15 protein-coding genes are annotated in these 17098 nt (G+C 64.0%); all 15 read left to right on the forward strand.

Annotation, left to right across the window (positions count from 1 at the left end; translation table 11 throughout):
• Positions 1-245: 245 nt before the first annotated feature.
• The 15 genes from mraZ to ftsZ are packed head-to-tail and all read left to right on the forward strand — an operon-like array spanning position 246 to position 17041.
• Positions 246-701 carry a division/cell wall cluster transcriptional repressor MraZ gene (gene mraZ / locus ACMGT0_RS06070; protein WP_054059869.1) on the forward strand — a complete coding sequence of 152 codons (456 nt, stop codon included), beginning with the start codon at positions 246-248 and terminating at the stop codon, positions 699-701.
• Positions 698-1645, forward strand: a complete 948-nt coding sequence (rsmH, locus tag ACMGT0_RS06075) for a 16S rRNA (cytosine(1402)-N(4))-methyltransferase RsmH (RefSeq protein ID WP_054059868.1) — start codon at positions 698-700, stop codon at positions 1643-1645. The genes mraZ and rsmH overlap by 4 nt, the downstream gene beginning before the upstream one ends.
• Positions 1642-1935 (forward strand): cell division protein FtsL, encoded by a 294-nt coding sequence (ftsL, locus tag ACMGT0_RS06080; RefSeq protein ID WP_017904835.1) that lies wholly within the window; start codon positions 1642-1644, stop codon positions 1933-1935. Before rsmH ends, ftsL begins: the two co-directional genes overlap by 4 nt.
• Positions 1935-3671, forward strand: coding sequence for a peptidoglycan D,D-transpeptidase FtsI family protein (locus ACMGT0_RS06085; protein WP_192842759.1), 1737 nt, complete (start codon positions 1935-1937; stop codon positions 3669-3671). Before ftsL ends, ACMGT0_RS06085 begins: the two co-directional genes overlap by 1 nt.
• Entirely contained in the window at positions 3671-5134 is a 1464-nt protein-coding gene (locus tag ACMGT0_RS06090) for a UDP-N-acetylmuramoyl-L-alanyl-D-glutamate--2,6-diaminopimelate ligase (protein ID WP_416771852.1), read from the forward strand. Before ACMGT0_RS06085 ends, ACMGT0_RS06090 begins: the two co-directional genes overlap by 1 nt.
• Positions 5127-6506 carry a UDP-N-acetylmuramoyl-tripeptide--D-alanyl-D-alanine ligase gene (locus tag ACMGT0_RS06095; RefSeq protein WP_054061935.1) on the forward strand — a complete coding sequence of 460 codons (1380 nt, stop codon included), beginning with the start codon at positions 5127-5129 and terminating at the stop codon, positions 6504-6506. The genes ACMGT0_RS06090 and ACMGT0_RS06095 overlap by 8 nt, the downstream gene beginning before the upstream one ends.
• Positions 6506-7588, forward strand: a complete 1083-nt coding sequence (gene mraY / locus ACMGT0_RS06100) for a phospho-N-acetylmuramoyl-pentapeptide-transferase (RefSeq protein WP_054059864.1) — start codon at positions 6506-6508, stop codon at positions 7586-7588. The genes ACMGT0_RS06095 and mraY overlap by 1 nt, the downstream gene beginning before the upstream one ends.
• 5 nt (positions 7589-7593) lie before the next feature.
• A complete protein-coding gene (gene murD, locus ACMGT0_RS06105; protein ID WP_054061934.1) occupies positions 7594-8940 on the forward strand; it encodes a UDP-N-acetylmuramoyl-L-alanine--D-glutamate ligase in 1347 nt (448 codons plus the stop codon).
• Positions 8937-10151: a putative lipid II flippase FtsW gene (gene ftsW, locus ACMGT0_RS06110; RefSeq protein ID WP_054059862.1), complete on the forward strand. Its 1215-nt coding sequence runs from the start codon at positions 8937-8939 to the stop codon at positions 10149-10151. The genes murD and ftsW overlap by 4 nt, the downstream gene beginning before the upstream one ends.
• Positions 10141-11211: an undecaprenyldiphospho-muramoylpentapeptide beta-N-acetylglucosaminyltransferase gene (gene murG / locus ACMGT0_RS06115; RefSeq protein ID WP_054061933.1), complete on the forward strand. Its 1071-nt coding sequence runs from the start codon at positions 10141-10143 to the stop codon at positions 11209-11211. Before ftsW ends, murG begins: the two co-directional genes overlap by 11 nt.
• Entirely contained in the window at positions 11204-12664 is a 1461-nt protein-coding gene (gene murC / locus ACMGT0_RS06120; RefSeq protein WP_054059860.1) for a UDP-N-acetylmuramate--L-alanine ligase, read from the forward strand. The genes murG and murC overlap by 8 nt, the downstream gene beginning before the upstream one ends.
• The gene (locus ACMGT0_RS06125; RefSeq protein WP_054061932.1) at positions 12661-13629 is read left to right on the forward strand and encodes a D-alanine--D-alanine ligase; all 969 of its coding nucleotides are present in this window, start codon (positions 12661-12663) and stop codon (positions 13627-13629) included. The genes murC and ACMGT0_RS06125 overlap by 4 nt, the downstream gene beginning before the upstream one ends.
• 6 nt (positions 13630-13635) lie before the next feature.
• Entirely contained in the window at positions 13636-14505 is an 870-nt protein-coding gene (locus tag ACMGT0_RS06130; protein WP_054059858.1) for a cell division protein FtsQ/DivIB, read from the forward strand.
• A 14-nt stretch (positions 14506-14519) separates the two neighbouring features.
• Positions 14520-15785 carry a cell division protein FtsA gene (gene ftsA / locus ACMGT0_RS06135; RefSeq protein ID WP_017904846.1) on the forward strand — a complete coding sequence of 422 codons (1266 nt, stop codon included), beginning with the start codon at positions 14520-14522 and terminating at the stop codon, positions 15783-15785.
• A 56-nt stretch (positions 15786-15841) separates the two neighbouring features.
• Entirely contained in the window at positions 15842-17041 is a 1200-nt protein-coding gene (gene ftsZ, locus ACMGT0_RS06140) for a cell division protein FtsZ (RefSeq protein WP_054059857.1), read from the forward strand.
• The last annotated feature ends 57 nt before the right edge of the window (positions 17042-17098 follow it).

The raw sequence follows: 17098 nt of genomic DNA on the forward strand, positions 1-17098 counted from the left end.
TTAACAAACTACTTTAACTTCTGGCCTCAAGTTTCTGAGGCGAGTCGAGTTTGCCCGGAAGAAACCTCTCCAAATTCTCGCAAAGTCTCCTTTTACGCTCCTAAATCTCCGTTCTGTAAGGGTTTTCCTTAAGACCGTGCCTTGACGGTGTGGTGGGCGCATTCCTATAGTGTGCGCAAGTGGAGGAAAGTGGCATGAAGTGGGTTTTTTGGACGTAAAACGCTAATATTTGGAGAAACGCAGCTGTGTTTCGCGGAGCCAACGCTATCAGTCTCGATGCCAAGGGCCGTCTCGCCATGCCGAGTCGGTACCGTGACGAGCTCGATTCGCGTAGTTCCGGACAACTGATCGTCACCATCGATGCGGTCGATCCCTGCTTATGTGTATATCCACTCGACGAGTGGGAACTGATTGAGACCAAGTTGCGTGCGCTGCCGTCGTTGCGGGAAGAGAACCGCCGTCTGCAGCGTTTGCTGATTGGTAATGCCGTCGATCTCGAACTCGATGGCAGTGGTCGTTTTCTGGTGCCGCCGCGCCTGCGTGAGTACGCGAAGCTGGACAAGCGCGCGATGCTGGTGGGCCAACTGAACAAGTTTCAACTGTGGGACGAGGACGCCTGGAATGCTGTTGCTGCAGCGGACCTGGCGGCCATTCAACAACCGGGCGCGATGCCTGATGAACTGCGTGATCTGATCCTGTGACTATTGATAGCGGCTTTAACCACATCACCGTACTGCTTGACGAAGCCGTCGAGGCTCTCGCCGTACGCCCTGATGGCTGCTATCTGGATGGCACCTTCGGTCGGGGCGGGCATAGCCGCCTGATTCTCAGCCGACTCGGACCTGATGGCCGACTTCTGGGTTTCGACAAGGATCCACAGGCGATTGCCACCGGGCAAGCGCTAGCGGCCGAAGACGGCCGCTTTGTCGTTGTGCAGCGCAGCTTTGCCGAGCTGGGGGCGGAGGTCGCCGAGCGGCAGATGGCGGGCAAGGTCAATGGCATCCTGCTCGACCTGGGCGTTTCCTCGCCACAGCTGGATGACCCGCAGCGCGGCTTCAGCTTCATGAATGACGGTCCGCTGGACATGCGCATGGACCCTTCGCGGGGGATCAGTGCCGCCGAGTTCATCGCCACCGCGCCGGTGGAGGAAATTGCCCGGGTCTTCAAGGAGTACGGCGAGGAGCGTTTCGCCGGTCGCATGGCCCGTGCCGTGGTCGAGCGTCGTGAAATCAGGCCTTTCGAGCGCACGGCCGATCTGGCCGAGGTGCTCAAGGTCGCCAACCCGGCCTGGGAGAAGGGCAAGAACCCGGCGACCCGGGCGTTCCAGGGCCTGCGTATTCACGTCAACAATGAGCTGGGCGATCTCGAAGCCGGCCTCGAAGCAGCGCTGGACGCCCTCGAAGTCGGCGGTCGCCTGGTGGTGATCAGCTTCCACTCGCTGGAAGACCGCATCGTCAAGCTGTTCATGCGCCGCCTGGTCAAGGGCGAGGAAGACAACCTGCCGCGTAACCTGCCGGTCCGCCACCAGGCATTCGAACCGCGCATCAAGGTGCACGGCAAGGCCCGGTTCGCCTCCGATGCCGAGCTCAAGGCCAACCCGCGTGCCCGTAGTGCCGTCATGCGTGTCGCGGAGAAATTGCGGTGAGCAAGCTCTACGCCAAGCCACTTCCGGGCGGAAGCTTTTTCATGTTCCTGCTATTTGTCGCCGTACTGGTGTCCGCCATCGGCGTGTCCTATAGCGCGCACTGGAACCGCCAACTGCTCAACTCGCTCTACAACGAGCTGAGCGTGCGGGACAAGGCCCAGGCCGAGTGGGGGCGACTGATCCTCGAGCAGAGCACCTGGACCGCCCATAGCCGTATCGAGACCCTGGCCACCGAGCAACTGAAGATGCGCATTCCCAGTCCGTCCGAGGTCAGGATGGTGGCGCCATGATGAAGCTCGAGGGCGCGCTCTATCCGTGGCGTTTCCGCGTCGTGCTCGGCGCGCTGGCGCTCATGGTCGGCTATATCAGCTGGAAGATCGTCGACCTGCAGGTCATCGATCGTGCGTTCCTGATCGGCCAGGGCGACGCGCGCAGCATGCGGCACATTCCGATTCCCGCCCACCGCGGCCTGATCACCGACCGTAACGGCGAGCCCCTGGCCGTGAGTACGCCGGTGACCACGCTGTGGGCCAATGCCAAGGAAATGCAACTGGCCAAGGATCGCTGGCCGGCCCTGGCCCAGGCGCTTGGGCAGGATCCCAAGCTGCTGGCCGAGCGCCTGGAGCAGCAGGCCAACAAGGAGTTCATCTATCTGGTCCGCGGCCTGACCCCGGAGCAGGGCCAGGCCGTGCTCGATCTCAAGGTTCCCGGTGTCTACGGCATCGAGGAGTTCCGGCGTTTCTATCCGGCCGGTGAAGTGGCGGCGCACATGGTCGGTTTTACCGACATCGACGACCACGGGCGCGAAGGGGTGGAACTGGCCTACGACGAGTGGCTGGCCGGGGTGCCCGGCAAGCGACAGGTGATCAAGGACCGGCGCGGCCGGCTGATCAAGGATGTCCAGGTAACCAAGAACGCCAAGGCCGGTAAGCCCTTGGCGTTGTCCATTGACCTGCGCCTGCAATACCTGGCCAACCGCGAACTGCGCAACGCCCTGGTGGAAAACGGCGCCAAGGCCGGCAGCCTGGTGATCATGGATGTGAAGACCGGCGAGATCCTCGCCATGGTCAACCAGCCGACCTACAACCCGAACAACCGTCGCAACCTGCAGCCGGCGATGATGCGCAACCGCGCGATGATCGACGTGTTCGAGCCGGGTTCGACCATGAAGCCGATCTCCATGAGTGCCGCCCTGGAAACCGGACGCTGGAAGCCCAGCGACACGGTCGAGGTCTATCCCGGCACCCTGCAGTTGGGCAAATACACCATCCGCGACGTTTCCAAGACCGAAGGTCCGGTGCTCGACCTGACCGGTATCCTGATCAACTCCAGTAACGTGGGGATGAGCAAGGTCGCCTTCGACATCGGTGGCGAGGCGATTTTCCGTGTCATGCAGAAAGTCGGCCTGGGCCAGGACACCGGTCTCGGCTTCCCCGGCGAGCGCGTCGGCAACCTGCCGAACTACCGTGAGTGGCGCAAGGCCGAAACCGCGACCCTGTCCTACGGCTATGGCCTGTCGGTGACCGCCATCCAGCTGGTGCACGCGTTCTCGGCCCTGGCCAACAACGGCAAGATCGTGCCGCTGACCCTGATCAAGACCGACAAGACGCCCGAAGGTACCCAGGTCATCCCGGAAAAGGTCGCCAAGACCATGCAGGGCATGTTGCAGCAGGTGATCGAGGCCCCGCGGGGTGTCTGGCGTGCCAAGGTCCCGGCCTATCATGTCGCCGGCAAGTCCGGTACCGCGCGCAAGACATCGGTCGGCACCAAGGGTTATGCCGAGAACTCCTATCGCTCGCTGTTCGCCGGTTTCGGCCCGATGAGCGATCCGCGTTACGCCATCGTGGTGGTGATCGACGAACCGAGCAAGGCCGGCTACTTCGGTGGCCTGGTTTCGGCGCCGGTCTTCAGCAAGGTGATGTCCGGCACTCTGCGGCTGATGAACGTCAGCCCGGATGACCTGTCGAGTATTCCGCAGCAGCAAGCCATCGCCGCGCCGGAACCTGTAAAAGGAGGGCGTGGTTAATGTCCCTGAGCCTGAACAAGATTTTCCCTCATGCCGGTCGCGATCTGCTGATTCGCGAGCTGGCGCTCGACAGCCGCAAGGTGCGCGCCGGTGACCTGTTCCTGGCGGTGCCGGGTGGCAAGGTCGACGGCCGCAACCATATCGCCGATGCGCTGCAGCGTGGGGCGGCGGCGGTTGCCTATGAAGCACAGGGCGCTACCGTGCTGCCGATCACCGATGTCCCGCTGATTCCGGTCAAGGGCCTGGCGGCGCAGTTGTCGGAGATCGCCGGACGCTTCTATGGCGAGCCGAGCCGGCAACTGAACCTGGTGGGTGTCACCGGTACCAATGGCAAGACCAGCGTCAGCCAACTGGTGGCCCAGGCCCTCGACCTGCTCGGTCAGCGCTGCGGGATTCTCGGCACCCTGGGCAGCGGTTTTCATGGCGCGCTGAACAGCGGCATGCTGACCACGCCGGATCCGATCGCCGTGCAGGCGACCCTGGCCGACCTGAGGAACGCCGGTGCCAGGGCCGTGGCCATGGAGGTTTCCTCCCACGGCCTGGATCAGGGCCGGGTCAGTGCCCTGGCCTTCGACGTGGCGGTGCTGACCAATCTCTCGCGCGACCATCTCGATTATCACGGCACCATGGAAGCCTATGGTGCGGCCAAGGCCAAGCTGTTTGATTGGGCCAACCTGCGTTGCCGGGTGATCAACCTCGACGACGACTTCGGCCGGCAGTTGGCAGTTGGCGAGCACGAATCGCGGTTGATCACCTACAGCCTGCAGGACAGCAGTGCCCACCTGTATTGCCGGGACGCCCAGTTCGGTGACGCAGGTGTGCGCGCGACGCTGGTGACCCCGCAGGGCGAACATCATTTGCACAGCACGCTGCTCGGCCGCTTCAACCTGAGCAACGTCCTGGCAGCCGTGGGCGCCTTGCTGGGGCTGGATTACGCCCTGGATGAAATCCTGCGGGTGTTGCCGCAACTGGAAGGCCCGGCCGGTCGCATGCAGCGTCTGGGTGGCGGCACGCGCCCGCTGGTGGTGGTTGACTATGCACACACCCCGGATGCCCTGGAAAAGGTCCTGTTGGCCTTGCGCCCGCATGCCAAGGGGCAGTTGCGTTGCCTGTTTGGCTGTGGCGGCGACCGCGATCGCGGCAAGCGCCCGCTGATGGCCGAACTGGCCGAGCGTCTGGCCGACAGCGTGCTGGTGACCGACGACAACCCGCGCACCGAGGATCCCCAGCAGATCTTCGACGATATCCGTCCGGGCTTCAGTACCCCTGATGCCGTGCGTTTCGTGTCCGGTCGTGGCCTGGCGATTGCCGAGCTGATTGCCGCTGCCAGTGCCGACGACGTGCTCGTCCTGGCCGGCAAGGGGCATGAGGATTACCAGGAGATCAACGGCGTGCGCCACGCCTTCTCCGATCTGGTCGAAGCCGCCAAGGCTCTGGATGCCTGGGAGGCCGCCAATGCTTGAAGCCATGAAATTGAGTGAGGTCGCCAATGCCTTGTCCGGTCGCCTGAGTGCGGCCGATGCCAGTTTCTCCGGGGTGAGTATCGACAGCCGGTCGATTCAGCCTGGGCAACTGTTCGTTGCCCTGACCGGGCCGCGTTTCGATGGGCATGATTACCTGGACGACGTGGCGACCAAGGGCGCCGTCGCAGCGCTGGTGGAGCGCGAGGTGGCTGGCAGCCAACTGCCGCAACTGGTGGTTCGTGATACCCGCCTGGCCCTGGGGCAGCTTGGGGCGCTGAATCGGGCACTGTTCAAGCAGCCGGTGGCGGCGGTTACCGGTTCCAGCGGCAAGACCACGGTCAAGGAAATGCTGGCGAGCATTCTGCGTACCCGTGGCCTGGTCCTGGCGACCCGGGGCAACCTGAACAACGATCTGGGCGTGCCGCTGACCTTGCTCGAACTGGCGCCGGAGCACAGTGCCGCGGTGATCGAACTGGGTGCTTCGCGTATTGGCGAGATCGCCTACACCGTCGCCATGACCAGGCCACATGTCGCGATCCTGAATAACGCCGGAACCGCCCATGTCGGCGAGTTCGGTGGCCCCGAGAAAATCGTCGAGGCCAAGGGCGAAATCATCGAAGGGCTGCAGGCCGACGGTACTGCCGTACTCAACCTGGACGACAAGGCCTTCCCGATCTGGAAGGTCCGGGCTGGCGCCCGCAAGGTGCTGAGCTTTGCCCTGGACAATGACAGCGCCGATTTCCACGCCCGCGCGGTTTCCCGCGATCCACGCGGCTGCCCGCAATTCGAGCTGCACGCTCCCGACGGCTCGGCACCGGTTCAACTGAACCTGCTGGGCACGCACAACGTGGCCAATGCCCTGGCCGCCGCCGCCGCCGCCCATGCGCTGGGCGTGTCCCTGCCGGGCATCGTCGCCGGGCTGGAAGCGGTCCAGCCGGTCAAGGGCCGGACGGTGGCGCAATTGGCAATCAATGGCATTCGCGTGATTGACGATACCTACAACGCGAACCCCACCTCAATGTGCGCTGCCGTTGATATACTCGCCGGCTTTTCCGGCCGCACCGTTCTGGTGCTCGGAGATATCGGCGAGTTGGGCGAGTGGGCGGAGCAGGGGCATCGTGAAGTAGGAGCTTACGCCTCAGGCAAGGTTTCCGCGCTGTACGCGGTGGGACCGATGATGGCCCACGCCGTCGACGCATTTGGCCAAAACGCTCGTCATTTCGCCACTCAGGCCGATCTGATCGAGGCGCTTGGCGCCGAGCAAGACACCAATACCACCATTTTGATCAAGGGTTCGCGCAGCGCGGCGATGGAAAACATCGTGGCGGCCCTGTGCGGGCCTGCGCCTCATATCAAGGGAGAGACGCATTAATGCTGCTGCTGCTAGCGGAGTACCTGCAACAGTTCTACAAAGGCTTCGCGGTCTTCCAGTACCTGACCCTGCGCGGGATTCTCGGGGTGCTGACCGCGTTGTCTCTGTCGCTGTTCCTGGGCCCGTGGATGATTCGTACCTTGCAGAACCTGCAGATCGGCCAGGCAGTTCGCAATGACGGCCCGCAATCGCACCTCTCCAAGTCCGGCACGCCGACCATGGGGGGCGCGCTGATCCTGTCGTCCATTGGCGTCAGCACCCTGCTGTGGGCAGATCTGCATAACCGTTATGTCTGGGTGGTGCTGCTGGTCACCCTGCTGTTCGGCGCCATCGGCTGGGTCGACGACTATCGCAAGGTGATCGAGAAGAACTCCCGTGGGCTGCCAAGCCGCTGGAAGTATTTCTGGCAGTCGGTGTTCGGCCTGGGGGCGGCGATCTTCCTGTTCATGACCGCGCAGACCCCGGTGGAAACCACCCTGATCGTGCCGATGCTCAAGGATGTCAGCATTCCTCTGGGCGTGGGCTTCGTGGTCCTGACCTATTTCGTGATCGTCGGTTCGAGCAACGCGGTCAACCTGACCGACGGTCTCGACGGCCTGGCGATCATGCCGACGGTGATGGTCGGTGGTGCACTGGGTATCTTCTGCTACCTGTCGGGTAACGTGAAGTTCGCCGAATACCTGCTGATCCCCTACGTACCGGGCGCCGGTGAGCTGATTGTGTTCTGTGGCGCGCTGATCGGTGCCGGCCTGGGCTTCCTCTGGTTCAACACCTATCCGGCCCAGGTTTTCATGGGCGATGTCGGCGCCCTGGCGCTGGGCGCGGCCCTGGGCACCATCGCGGTGATCGTTCGCCAGGAAATCGTCCTGTTCATCATGGGCGGGGTGTTCGTCATGGAGACCCTGTCGGTGGTCATCCAGGTCGCTTCCTTCAAGATGACCGGTCGCCGGGTGTTCCGCATGGCACCGATTCACCACCACTTTGAACTCAAGGGCTGGCCCGAGCCACGCGTGATCGTCCGGTTCTGGATCATCACCGTGATTCTGGTGCTGATCGGCCTTGCCACCCTGAAGCTGAGGTAGAACCCGTGTCGCTGATCGCTTCTGACCACTTCCGCATCGTTGTCGGCCTCGGCAAGAGCGGCATGTCCCTGGTTCGCTTCCTGGCGAACCGGGGCGTTGCCTTTGCGGTGGCCGATACGCGGGAGAATCCACCGGAGCTGGCCACGCTGCGCCGTGACTACCCTCAGGTGGAAGTGCGTTGTGGCGAGCTGGATGTCGAGTTTCTCTGCCGTGCCGACGAACTCTACGTGAGCCCGGGCCTGGCCCTGGCGACCCCGGCGTTGCAGGCGGCTGCGGCCCGTGGCGTGAAACTGTCCGGCGATATCGAGCTGTTCGCGCGTAACGCGAAGGCGCCGATCGTCGCCATCACCGGCTCCAACGCCAAGAGCACCGTGACCACCCTGGTGGGCGAAATGGCGGCTGCTGCCGGCAAGCGCGTGGCGGTCGGTGGCAACCTCGGCACCCCGGCGCTGGACCTGCTCGGCGACGATATCGAACTGTATGTGCTGGAGCTGTCGAGCTTCCAGCTGGAAACCACCGACCAGTTGAACGCTGCGGTGGCGACCGTGCTCAACATCAGCGAAGACCACATGGACCGCTACAGCGGCCTGCCGGCCTATCACCTGGCCAAGCACCGGATCTTCCGCGGAGCGAAGCAGGTGGTGGTCAACCGCCAGGACGCCCTGTCCCGGCCGCTGATGAGCGAAGGCCTGCCCTGCTGGACCTTCGGTCTGGGCAAGCCGGACTTCAAGGCTTTCGGCCTGCGCGAGGAAGGCGGCGAGAAATACCTGGCCTTCGAGTTCCAGAACCTGATGCCGGTGCGCGAGTTGAAGATCCGTGGTGCCCATAACCAGTCCAACGCCTTGGCCGCGTTGGCGCTGGGGCATGCCGTGGGGTTGCCGTTCGACGCGATGCTGTCGAGCCTGCGCACCTTCGGTGGCCTCGAACACCGCTGCCAGTGGGTGCGCGAGCACAACGGCGTGAACTACTACAACGACTCCAAGGCCACCAACGTCGGTGCCGCGCTGGCGGCCATCGAGGGCCTGGGAGCCGATATCGACGGCAAGCTGGTGCTGGTCGCCGGCGGCGACGGCAAGGGCGCGGATTTTTCCGCCCTGCGTGCGCCGGTTGCGGCCCACTGCCGGGCGGTGGTCCTGCTGGGCCGCGATGCCGAACTGCTGGCCCGGGCGCTGGGTGACGAAGTGCCATTGATTCGTGTGCAGACCCTGGACGAAGCGGTGCGGCGTAGCGCCGAGCTGGCCCGGGACGGCGATGCCGTGCTGTTGTCGCCAGCCTGCGCCAGCCTCGACATGTTCAGGAACTTCGAAGAGCGCGGGCGCCTGTTCGCCAGTGCCGTGGAGGGCTTGGCATGAATTTCAATATCCTCAAGCCGTATCCGTCGCCGATCATCACCGGGCGTGGTGTCGACGTCGATTTCCCGATGCTCGCCGGCTGCCTGGCGCTACTCGGCCTCGGCCTGGTGATGATCACCTCGGCATCCTCCGAAGTGGCTGCCGTGCAATCGGGCAACGCGCTGTACCACATGATCCGCCACCTGATCTATCTGGTCATCGGCGTGGGCGCCTGCATCGCCACGATGATGGTACCGATCGCCACCTGGCAGCGCATGGGCTTCATGATGCTGGTGGGCGCCTTCGGCCTGCTGGTGATGGTGCTGCTGCCGGGTATCGGCCGTGAAGTGAACGGTTCGATGCGCTGGATCGGGTTCAGTTTCTTCAACGTGCAGCCTTCGGAAATCGCCAAGGTGTTCGTGGTGATCTACCTCGCCGGCTACCTGGTGCGCCGGCAGAAGGAAGTGCGCGAGAGCTGGATGGGCTTCTTCAAGCCGTTCGTCGTGCTGCTGCCGATGGCCGGCCTGTTGCTGATGGAACCGGACTTCGGGGCCACCGTGGTGATGATGGGGGCAGCGGCGGCAATGCTGTTCCTCGGCGGCGTCGGGCTGTTGCGCTTCGGCTTGATGGTGTTGCTGGCCGTAGTCGCGGTGGTGGTGCTGATCAAGGCGCAACCCTACCGGATGGCCCGTCTGACCACCTTCACCGACCCCTGGGCCGACCAGTTCGGTTCCGGCTACCAGCTGACCCAGGCGCTGATCGCCTTCGGTCGTGGCGAGTGGCTGGGGGTCGGCCTGGGCAACAGCGTGCAGAAGCAGTTCTACCTGCCCGAAGCCCATACCGACTTCGTGTTCTCCGTACTCGCCGAAGAGCTGGGTGCGGTGGGCTCGCTGTGCACTGTCGCACTGTTCGTGTTCGTCAGCGTGCGGGCCATGTACATCGGCCTGTGGGCGGAGAAGGCCAAGCAGTTCTTTGCCGCCTACATGGCCTACGGCCTGGCGTTCCTGTGGATCGGCCAGTTCCTGATCAACATCGGCGTGAACGTCGGCCTGCTGCCGACCAAGGGCCTGACCCTGCCGTTCCTCAGCTACGGTGGCAGCTCCCTGGTGATCTGCTGCGCCTGTCTCGGCCTGTTGCTGCGCATCGAGTGGGAGAGTCGAACCCACCTGGGCAGCGAAGAGATGGAATTCGATGAAAGCGACTTTGCGGAGGACACTCCCTATGGCCGCTAACGTGCTGATCATGGCCGGCGGCACCGGCGGCCACGTGTTCCCGGCGCTGGCGTGTGCCCGCGAGTTCCAGGCGCGGGGCTTCACCGTGCACTGGCTGGGCACGCCGCGCGGTATCGAAAACGAACTGGTGCCCAATGCCGGGTTGCCGCTGCACCTGATCAACGTCGCCGGCCTGCGTGGCAAGAGCAAGCTGTCGCTGCTCAAGGCGCCGTTCGTGCTGCTGCGGGCGATCTGGCAGGCGCGCAAGGTGATCCGCCAACTGAAGCCGGTCTGCGTGCTGGGCTTTGGTGGTTATGTCACCGGTCCTGGTGGGGTCGCCGCGCGCCTGGCTGGCGTTCCGGTGATCGTGCACGAGCAGAATGCCGTGGCGGGTACCGCCAATCGGCTGCTGGTGCCGCTGGCGGCACGGGTCTGCGAAGCTTTCCCGAATACCTTCGGCGCCTCGGACAAGCGTCGTACCACTGGCAACCCGGTGCGCCCGGAGCTGTTCCTGGAGACTCCGCGCCAGGCCCTGGGCGGCCGTCCGGCACGCCTGCTGATCCTCGGTGGCAGCCTTGGCGCCGAACCGTTGAACAAGCTGCTGCCCGAGGCCCTGGCCCAGGTGCCGGCCGAGTACCGCCCGGAGGTTTTCCACCAGGCCGGTCGCAACCACGACCAAGTGACCGCCGAACGCTACCAGGCGGCGGGTGTCGAGGCGCAGGTGGCGCCCTTTATCAAGGACATGGCCCAAGCCTATGGCTGGGCCGACCTGGTGGTCTGTCGCGCAGGCGCCTTGACCGTCAGTGAACTGGCTGCTGCCGGTCTGCCCTCGTTGCTGGTGCCTCTGCCCCATGCGATCGACGACCACCAGACCCGCAATGCCGAATATTTGGCCGGGGAGGGCGCTGCCTTCCTGCTGCCGCAAAGAACGACTGGCGCCGCCGATCTGGCGGCACGCCTGACAGAGGTTTTGATGCAACCGGAACGACTGAACACCATGGCGAGCACCGCACGCCGCCTGGCCAAGCCCGATGCTACCCGCACCGTCGTCGAGATCTGCCTGGAGGTGGCCCATGGTTGAGAGTCAGAAAGCCATCCCGCAACCGGAAATGCGCCGCATCCGTCGCATCCACTTCGTCGGGATCGGCGGCGTGGGCATGTGCGGGATCGCCGAAGTACTGCTGAACCTGGGCTATGAAGTGTCCGGTTCCGACCTGAAGACCTCGCCGGTCACCGACCGGCTCGAGTCGTTTGGCGCGAAGATCTTCATCGGCCATCGTTCCGAGAACGCCGCCAGCGCCGACGTGCTGGTGGTGTCGAGCGCCGTGAACAAGTCCAACCCGGAAGTTGCGACCGCCCTGGAACGTCGTATTCCGGTGGTGCCGCGGGCCGAGATGCTCGCCGAGCTGATGCGTTATCGCCACGGCATCGCCGTGGCCGGTACCCATGGCAAGACCACCACCACCAGCCTGATCGCTTCGGTGTTCGCCGCTGGCGGCCTCGATCCGACCTTCGTCATCGGCGGCCGGCTGAATGCCGCGGGTACCAATGCCCAGCTCGGTACCAGCCGCTACCTGATCGCCGAAGCCGACGAAAGCGATGCCAGCTTCCTGCACCTGCAGCCGCTGGTCGCCGTGGTCACCAACATCGACGCCGACCACATGGACACCTACGAGGGTGACTTCAGCAAGCTGAAGAAGACCTTCGTCGAGTTCCTCCACAACCTGCCGTTCTACGGCCTGGCCGTGGTCTGCCTGGACGATCCGGTGGTGCGCGAGATTCTCCCGCAGATCGCGCGTCCGACCGTGACCTACGGGGTTCACGAAGACGCCGACGTGCGCGCGATCAATATCCGCCAGGCCGGCATGCAGACCCACTTCACCGTGCTGCGCCGCGATCGCGAGCCGCTGAACGTGTCGGTGAACATGCCGGGCAACCACAACGTGCTGAACGCCCTGGCCACCATCGCCATTGCCACCGACGAGGGCATCAGCGATGAAGCCATCGTCCAGGGCCTGTCGGGCTTCCAGGGTGTCGGTCGGCGCTTCCAGGTCTACGGCGAACTGCCGGTGGACGGCGGCAGCGTGATGCTGGTCGACGACTACGGCCACCACCCGACCGAAGTCGCGGCAGTGATCAAGGCCGTGCGTGGTGGCTGGCCGGAGCGCCGCCTGGTGATGGTCTACCAGCCGCACCGCTATACCCGTACCCGCGACCTGTACGACGATTTCGTCCAGGTCCTGGCCGACGCCAACGTGCTGCTGCTGATGGAAGTCTATCCGGCGGGCGAAGAGGCCATTCCCGGTGCGGACAGCCGCCAGTTGTGCCGCAGCATCCGCCAGCGTGGCCAGCTCGACCCGATCTACATCGAGCGTGGCGTGGACCTGGCGCCGCTGGTCAAGCCACTGCTGCAACCGGGCGACATCCTGTTGTGCCAGGGCGCCGGTGATATCGGTGGCCTCGCGCCGCAATTGCTCAAGAGTTCGCTGTTCGCAGGTGCGGTTGCCGCTGCCGGCGCGGAGAAATCGAAATGACCGCCGCCTACGCCAACCTGTTTTCGACCCTCGAGCCGAAGGACTTCGGTCGCGTCGCCGTGCTGTACGGCGGCAAGAGCGCCGAGCGTCCGGTTTCGCTGAAATCCGGCGCCGCCGTGCTTGAGGCACTGCAGGGCGCTGGCGTCGACGCCTTCGGTATCGACGTCGGCGACGATCTGTTGCAGCGCCTGCTGAACGAGAAGATCGACCGGGCCTTCATCATTCTGCATGGTCGCGGTGGTGAAGACGGCAGCATGCAGGGCCTGCTGGAGTGCCTGGAGATTCCCTACACCGGTAGCGGCATCCTGGCCTCGGCCCTGGCCATGGACAAGTTGCGCACCAAGCAGGTGTGGCACAGCCTGGGTATTCCAACCCCGCGCCACGCCGTGCTGGGCTGCGAAGCCGACTGTATTTCAGCCGGTGCGGAACTGGGTTTCCCTTTGATCGTCAAACCTGCCCATGAAGGCTCCAGTATCGGGATGGCCAAGGTGACCAGCGTCGACGAATTGATCGCCGCCTGGAAAGCCGCCGCCACCTACGACTCGCAAGTGTTGGTCGAACAGTGGATTCACGGTCCGGAGTTCACCATTGCGACGCTGCGTGGCCAGGTTCTGCCGCCGATCGCCCTCGGCACCCCGCATTCGTTCTACGACTACGACGCCAAGTACCTGGCATCCGATACCCAGTACCGGATCCCTTGTGGCCTCGACACTGCCAAGGAAAAGGAACTGATGGACCTCACGGCGAAAGCCTGCGAGGCGCTCGGTATCGCCGGTTGGGCGCGTGCCGACGTGATGCAGGACGCCGATGGCCAGTTCTGGTTCCTGGAAGTCAACACCGCCCCGGGCATGACCGACCACAGTCTGGTGCCCATGGCGGCACGTGCGGCCGGCCTCGATTTCCAGCAACTGGTGCTGGCGATCCTGGCGGAAAGTGTCGCCAGCAATCCAGGACCGAGAGGTTAACGAGCCATGCACGGCGCGCAGATTCGTCATCAGCCACCCGGTTCCGGCCGTAACAAGCCGGTGCCGCGGGGCGCCAGTCGAATGGTGGCCAAGGAGCCGGTGTCGGCGCGTCTGCCGAAAGCCAATTTCGGCTTCCTGAAGCGCCTGATGTGGCCGGTCCTGCTGGTGGCACTGGGCTTTGGCACTTACGAGGGAGCCCAGCGCCTGCTGCCCTATGCGGATCGGCCGATCAGCAAGATCAACGTTCAGGGCGACCTGAGCTACATCAGCCAGCAGGCGGTGCAGCAGCGGATCGCGCCGTACGTGGCGGCGAGCTTCTTCACCATCGACCTGGCGGGTATGCGCGCCGAGCTGGAAACCATGCCGTGGATCGCCCACGCCGAAGTCCGCCGGGTCTGGCCGGACCAGGTGGTGATCCGCCTGGAAGAGCAGTTGCCGGTGGCCCGCTGGGGCGACGAGGCGCTGCTGAACAACCAGGGCCAGGCGTTCGCGCCGCGGGAACTGGCGAACTACGAACATCTGCCGCAGTTGTTCGGCCCGCAGCGGGCCCAACAGCAGGTGATGCAGCAGTACCAGGTCCTGAGCCAGATGTTGCGCCCGCTGGGGTTCTCCATCGCCCGGCTGGAACTGCGGGAACGGGGCAGCTGGTTCCTGACCACCGGCGCGGGCAGCGCGGGGCCGGGCATCCAGTTGTTGTTGGGCCGCGACCATCTGGTCGAGAAGATGCGCCGTTTCATTGCCATTTATGAAAAAACGCTGAAAGAACAGATTACGAACATTGCCAGCATCGATCTGCGCTACGCCAACGGCCTGGCCGTCGGATGGCGGGAACCTGTGGCACCCGTAGCGGACAAACCCGCCGTTGCGAAGAATTAAGAAGAGGCAGGACCATGGCAAACGTGCAAAGCGGCAAAATGATCGTCGGACTGGATATCGGCACCTCCAAGGTGGTGGCGCTGGTGGGCGAGGTTGCGGCCGATGGCACAGTGGAAATCGTCGGTATCGGTACTCATCCCTCCCGCGGCCTGAAGAAGGGCGTGGTGGTGAATATCGAGTCGACCGTTCAGTCGATCCAGCGGGCGGTGGAAGAGGCGCAGTTGATGGCCGGCTGCCGGATCCACTCGGCGTTCGTCGGCGTGGCGGGCAATCACATCCGCAGCCTGAACTCCCATGGCATCGTCGCCATCCGTGATCGCGAAGTCAGTTCGGCTGACCTGGAGCGCGTGCTCGATGCGGCCCAGGCCGTGGCGATCCCGGCCGACCAACGGGTACTGCACACCCTGCCGCAGGACTACGTGATCGACAACCAGGAAGGCGTGCGCGAGCCCCTGGGCATGTCCGGCGTGCGTCTGGAAGCCAAGGTCCACGTGGTCACCTGTGCGGTGAACGCGGCACAGAACATCGAGAAATGCGTACGTCGTTGCGGTCTGGAAATCGACGACATCATCCTCGAACAGCTGGCCTCGGCCTATTCGGTACTGACCGACGACGAGAAGGAACTGGGCGTGTGCCTGGTGGACATCGGCGGCGGTACCACCGACATCGCCATCTTCACCGAAGGTGCGATCCGCCATACCGCGGTGATCCCGATCGCCGGCGACCAGGTGACCAACGATATCGCCATGGCGTTGCGCACTCCGACCCAGTACGCCGAAGAGATCAAGATCCGCTATGCCTGCGCCCTGGCCAAGCTGGCCGGTGCCGGCGAAACCATCAAGGTCCCGAGCGTGGGTGATCGTCCGCCGCGCGAGCTGTCGCGCCAGGCCCTGGCCGAAGTGGTCGAGCCGCGTTACGACGAACTGTTCACGCTGATCCAGGCCGAGCTGCGCCGCAGCGGCTACGAAGACCTGATTCCGGCCGGCATCGTGCTGACCGGTGGTACCTCGAAGATGGAAGGCGCGGTCGAGCTGGCCGAAGAAATTTTCCACATGCCGGTCCGCCTGGGTGTTCCGCACACCGTCAAGGGGCTGTCCGACGTGGTCCGCAATCCAATCTATTCAACTGGGGTGGGGCTGTTGCTGTACGGGCTGCAAAAGCAGTCGGACGGCATTTCCCTGTCCGGTTACAACGGCGGCAACAGAAACGACTATCGCGATGAAGAGCAGAAAGCTCCTGTATTCGAGCGCCTGAAGCGCTGGGTCCAGGGCAACTTTTAAAGTTTCAAAGCAGTAGAAGTAGGCGAAAAAACTAGAGAAATGAAAGGAGAGGGAACATGTTCGAACTCGTAGACAACGTCCCACAAAGCCCGGTAATCAAGGTTATCGGTGTCGGCGGTGGCGGCGGCAACGCCGTCAACCACATGGTCAAGACCAACATCGAAGGCGTCGAATTCATCTGCGCCAACACCGATGCCCAGGCGCTGAAGAACATCGGCGCGCGGACCATCCTGCAACTGGGCACCGGCGTGACCAAGGGCCTGGGTGCCGGTGCCAATCCGGAAGTTGGCCGCCAGGCCGCTCTGGAAGACCGCGAGCGCATCGCCGAAGTGCTGCAGGGCACCAACATGGTGTTCATCACCACCGGCATGGGCGGTGGTACCGGTACCGGTGCAGCGCCGATCATCGCCGAAGTGGCGAAGGAAATGGGCATCCTCACCGTTGCGGTGGTAACCCGTCCGTTCCCGTTCGAAGGGCGCAAGCGCATGCAGATCGCTGACGAGGGCATCCGTGCCCTGAGCGACAGCGTCGACTCGCTGATCACCATTCCCAACGAGAAGCTGCTGACCATCCTGGGCAAGGACGCCAGCCTGCTGTCGGCTTTCGCCAAGGCCGACGACGTGCTGGCCGGTGCCGTTCGCGGTATCTCCGACATCATCAAGCGTCCGGGCATGATCAACGTCGACTTCGCCGACGTGCGTACCGTGATGAGCGAGATGGGCATGGCGATGATGGGCACTGGCTGCGCCAGCGGTCCCAACCGTGCACGTGAAGCCACCGAGGCGGCGATCCGCAACCCGCTGCTCGAAGACGTCAACCTGCAGGGCGCGCGCGGTATCCTGGTGAACATCACCGCCGGTCCCGACCTGTCCCTGGGCGAGTACTCCGACGTGGGTAGCATCATCGAGGCCTTCGCTTCGGAAGCGGCGATGGTCAAGGTCGGTACCGTTATCGATCCGGACATGCGCGACGAACTGCACGTGACCGTGGTCGCCACCGGTCTGGGTGCCCGCATCGAGAAGCCTGTGAAGGTCATCGACAACACCCTGCAGACCGCCGCCAGCCAGCCGGCCGCCACCCAGGCACCTGCTGCCGCGCGTCAGGAACTGCCGTCGGTGAACTACCGCGACCTGGATCGTCCGACCGTCATGCGCAACCAGGCCCAGGCCGGTGCTGCGACTGCCGCGAAGATGAACCCGCAGGACGATCTGGACTATCTGGATATCCCGGCCTTCCTGCGTCGTCAGGCCGATTGATGGAATGTATCAGGAGTATTAGGGTGATTGGTGTTCAGCAAAGGTCTGGTCTGATAT

This window comes from Pseudomonas sp. RHF3.3-3 (assembly GCF_048069595.1).
Classification (GTDB): domain Bacteria; phylum Pseudomonadota; class Gammaproteobacteria; order Pseudomonadales; family Pseudomonadaceae; genus Aquipseudomonas; species Aquipseudomonas fuscovaginae_B.

Bases quoted from the DNA above. Each gene is read 5' to 3' on its own strand.
- ftsW (WP_054059862.1), top strand. From the start codon at position 8,937: ATGAATTTCAATATCCTCAAGCCGTATCCGTCGCCGATCATCACCGGG.
- murG (WP_054061933.1), top strand. From the start codon at position 10,141: ATGGCCGCTAACGTGCTGATCATGGCCGGCGGCACCGGCGGCCACGTG.
- ACMGT0_RS06095 (WP_054061935.1), top strand. From the start codon at position 5,127: ATGCTTGAAGCCATGAAATTGAGTGAGGTCGCCAATGCCTTGTCCGGT.
- ACMGT0_RS06090 (WP_416771852.1), top strand. From the start codon at position 3,671: ATGTCCCTGAGCCTGAACAAGATTTTCCCTCATGCCGGTCGCGATCTG.
- ACMGT0_RS06125 (WP_054061932.1), top strand. From the start codon at position 12,661: ATGACCGCCGCCTACGCCAACCTGTTTTCGACCCTCGAGCCGAAGGAC.
- ACMGT0_RS06085 (WP_192842759.1), top strand. From the start codon at position 1,935: ATGAAGCTCGAGGGCGCGCTCTATCCGTGGCGTTTCCGCGTCGTGCTC.
- ACMGT0_RS06130 (WP_054059858.1), top strand. From the start codon at position 13,636: ATGCACGGCGCGCAGATTCGTCATCAGCCACCCGGTTCCGGCCGTAAC.
- murC (WP_054059860.1), top strand. From the start codon at position 11,204: ATGGTTGAGAGTCAGAAAGCCATCCCGCAACCGGAAATGCGCCGCATC.
- ftsA (WP_017904846.1), top strand. From the start codon at position 14,520: ATGGCAAACGTGCAAAGCGGCAAAATGATCGTCGGACTGGATATCGGC.
- ftsZ (WP_054059857.1), top strand. From the start codon at position 15,842: ATGTTCGAACTCGTAGACAACGTCCCACAAAGCCCGGTAATCAAGGTT.
- mraY (WP_054059864.1), top strand. From the start codon at position 6,506: ATGCTGCTGCTGCTAGCGGAGTACCTGCAACAGTTCTACAAAGGCTTC.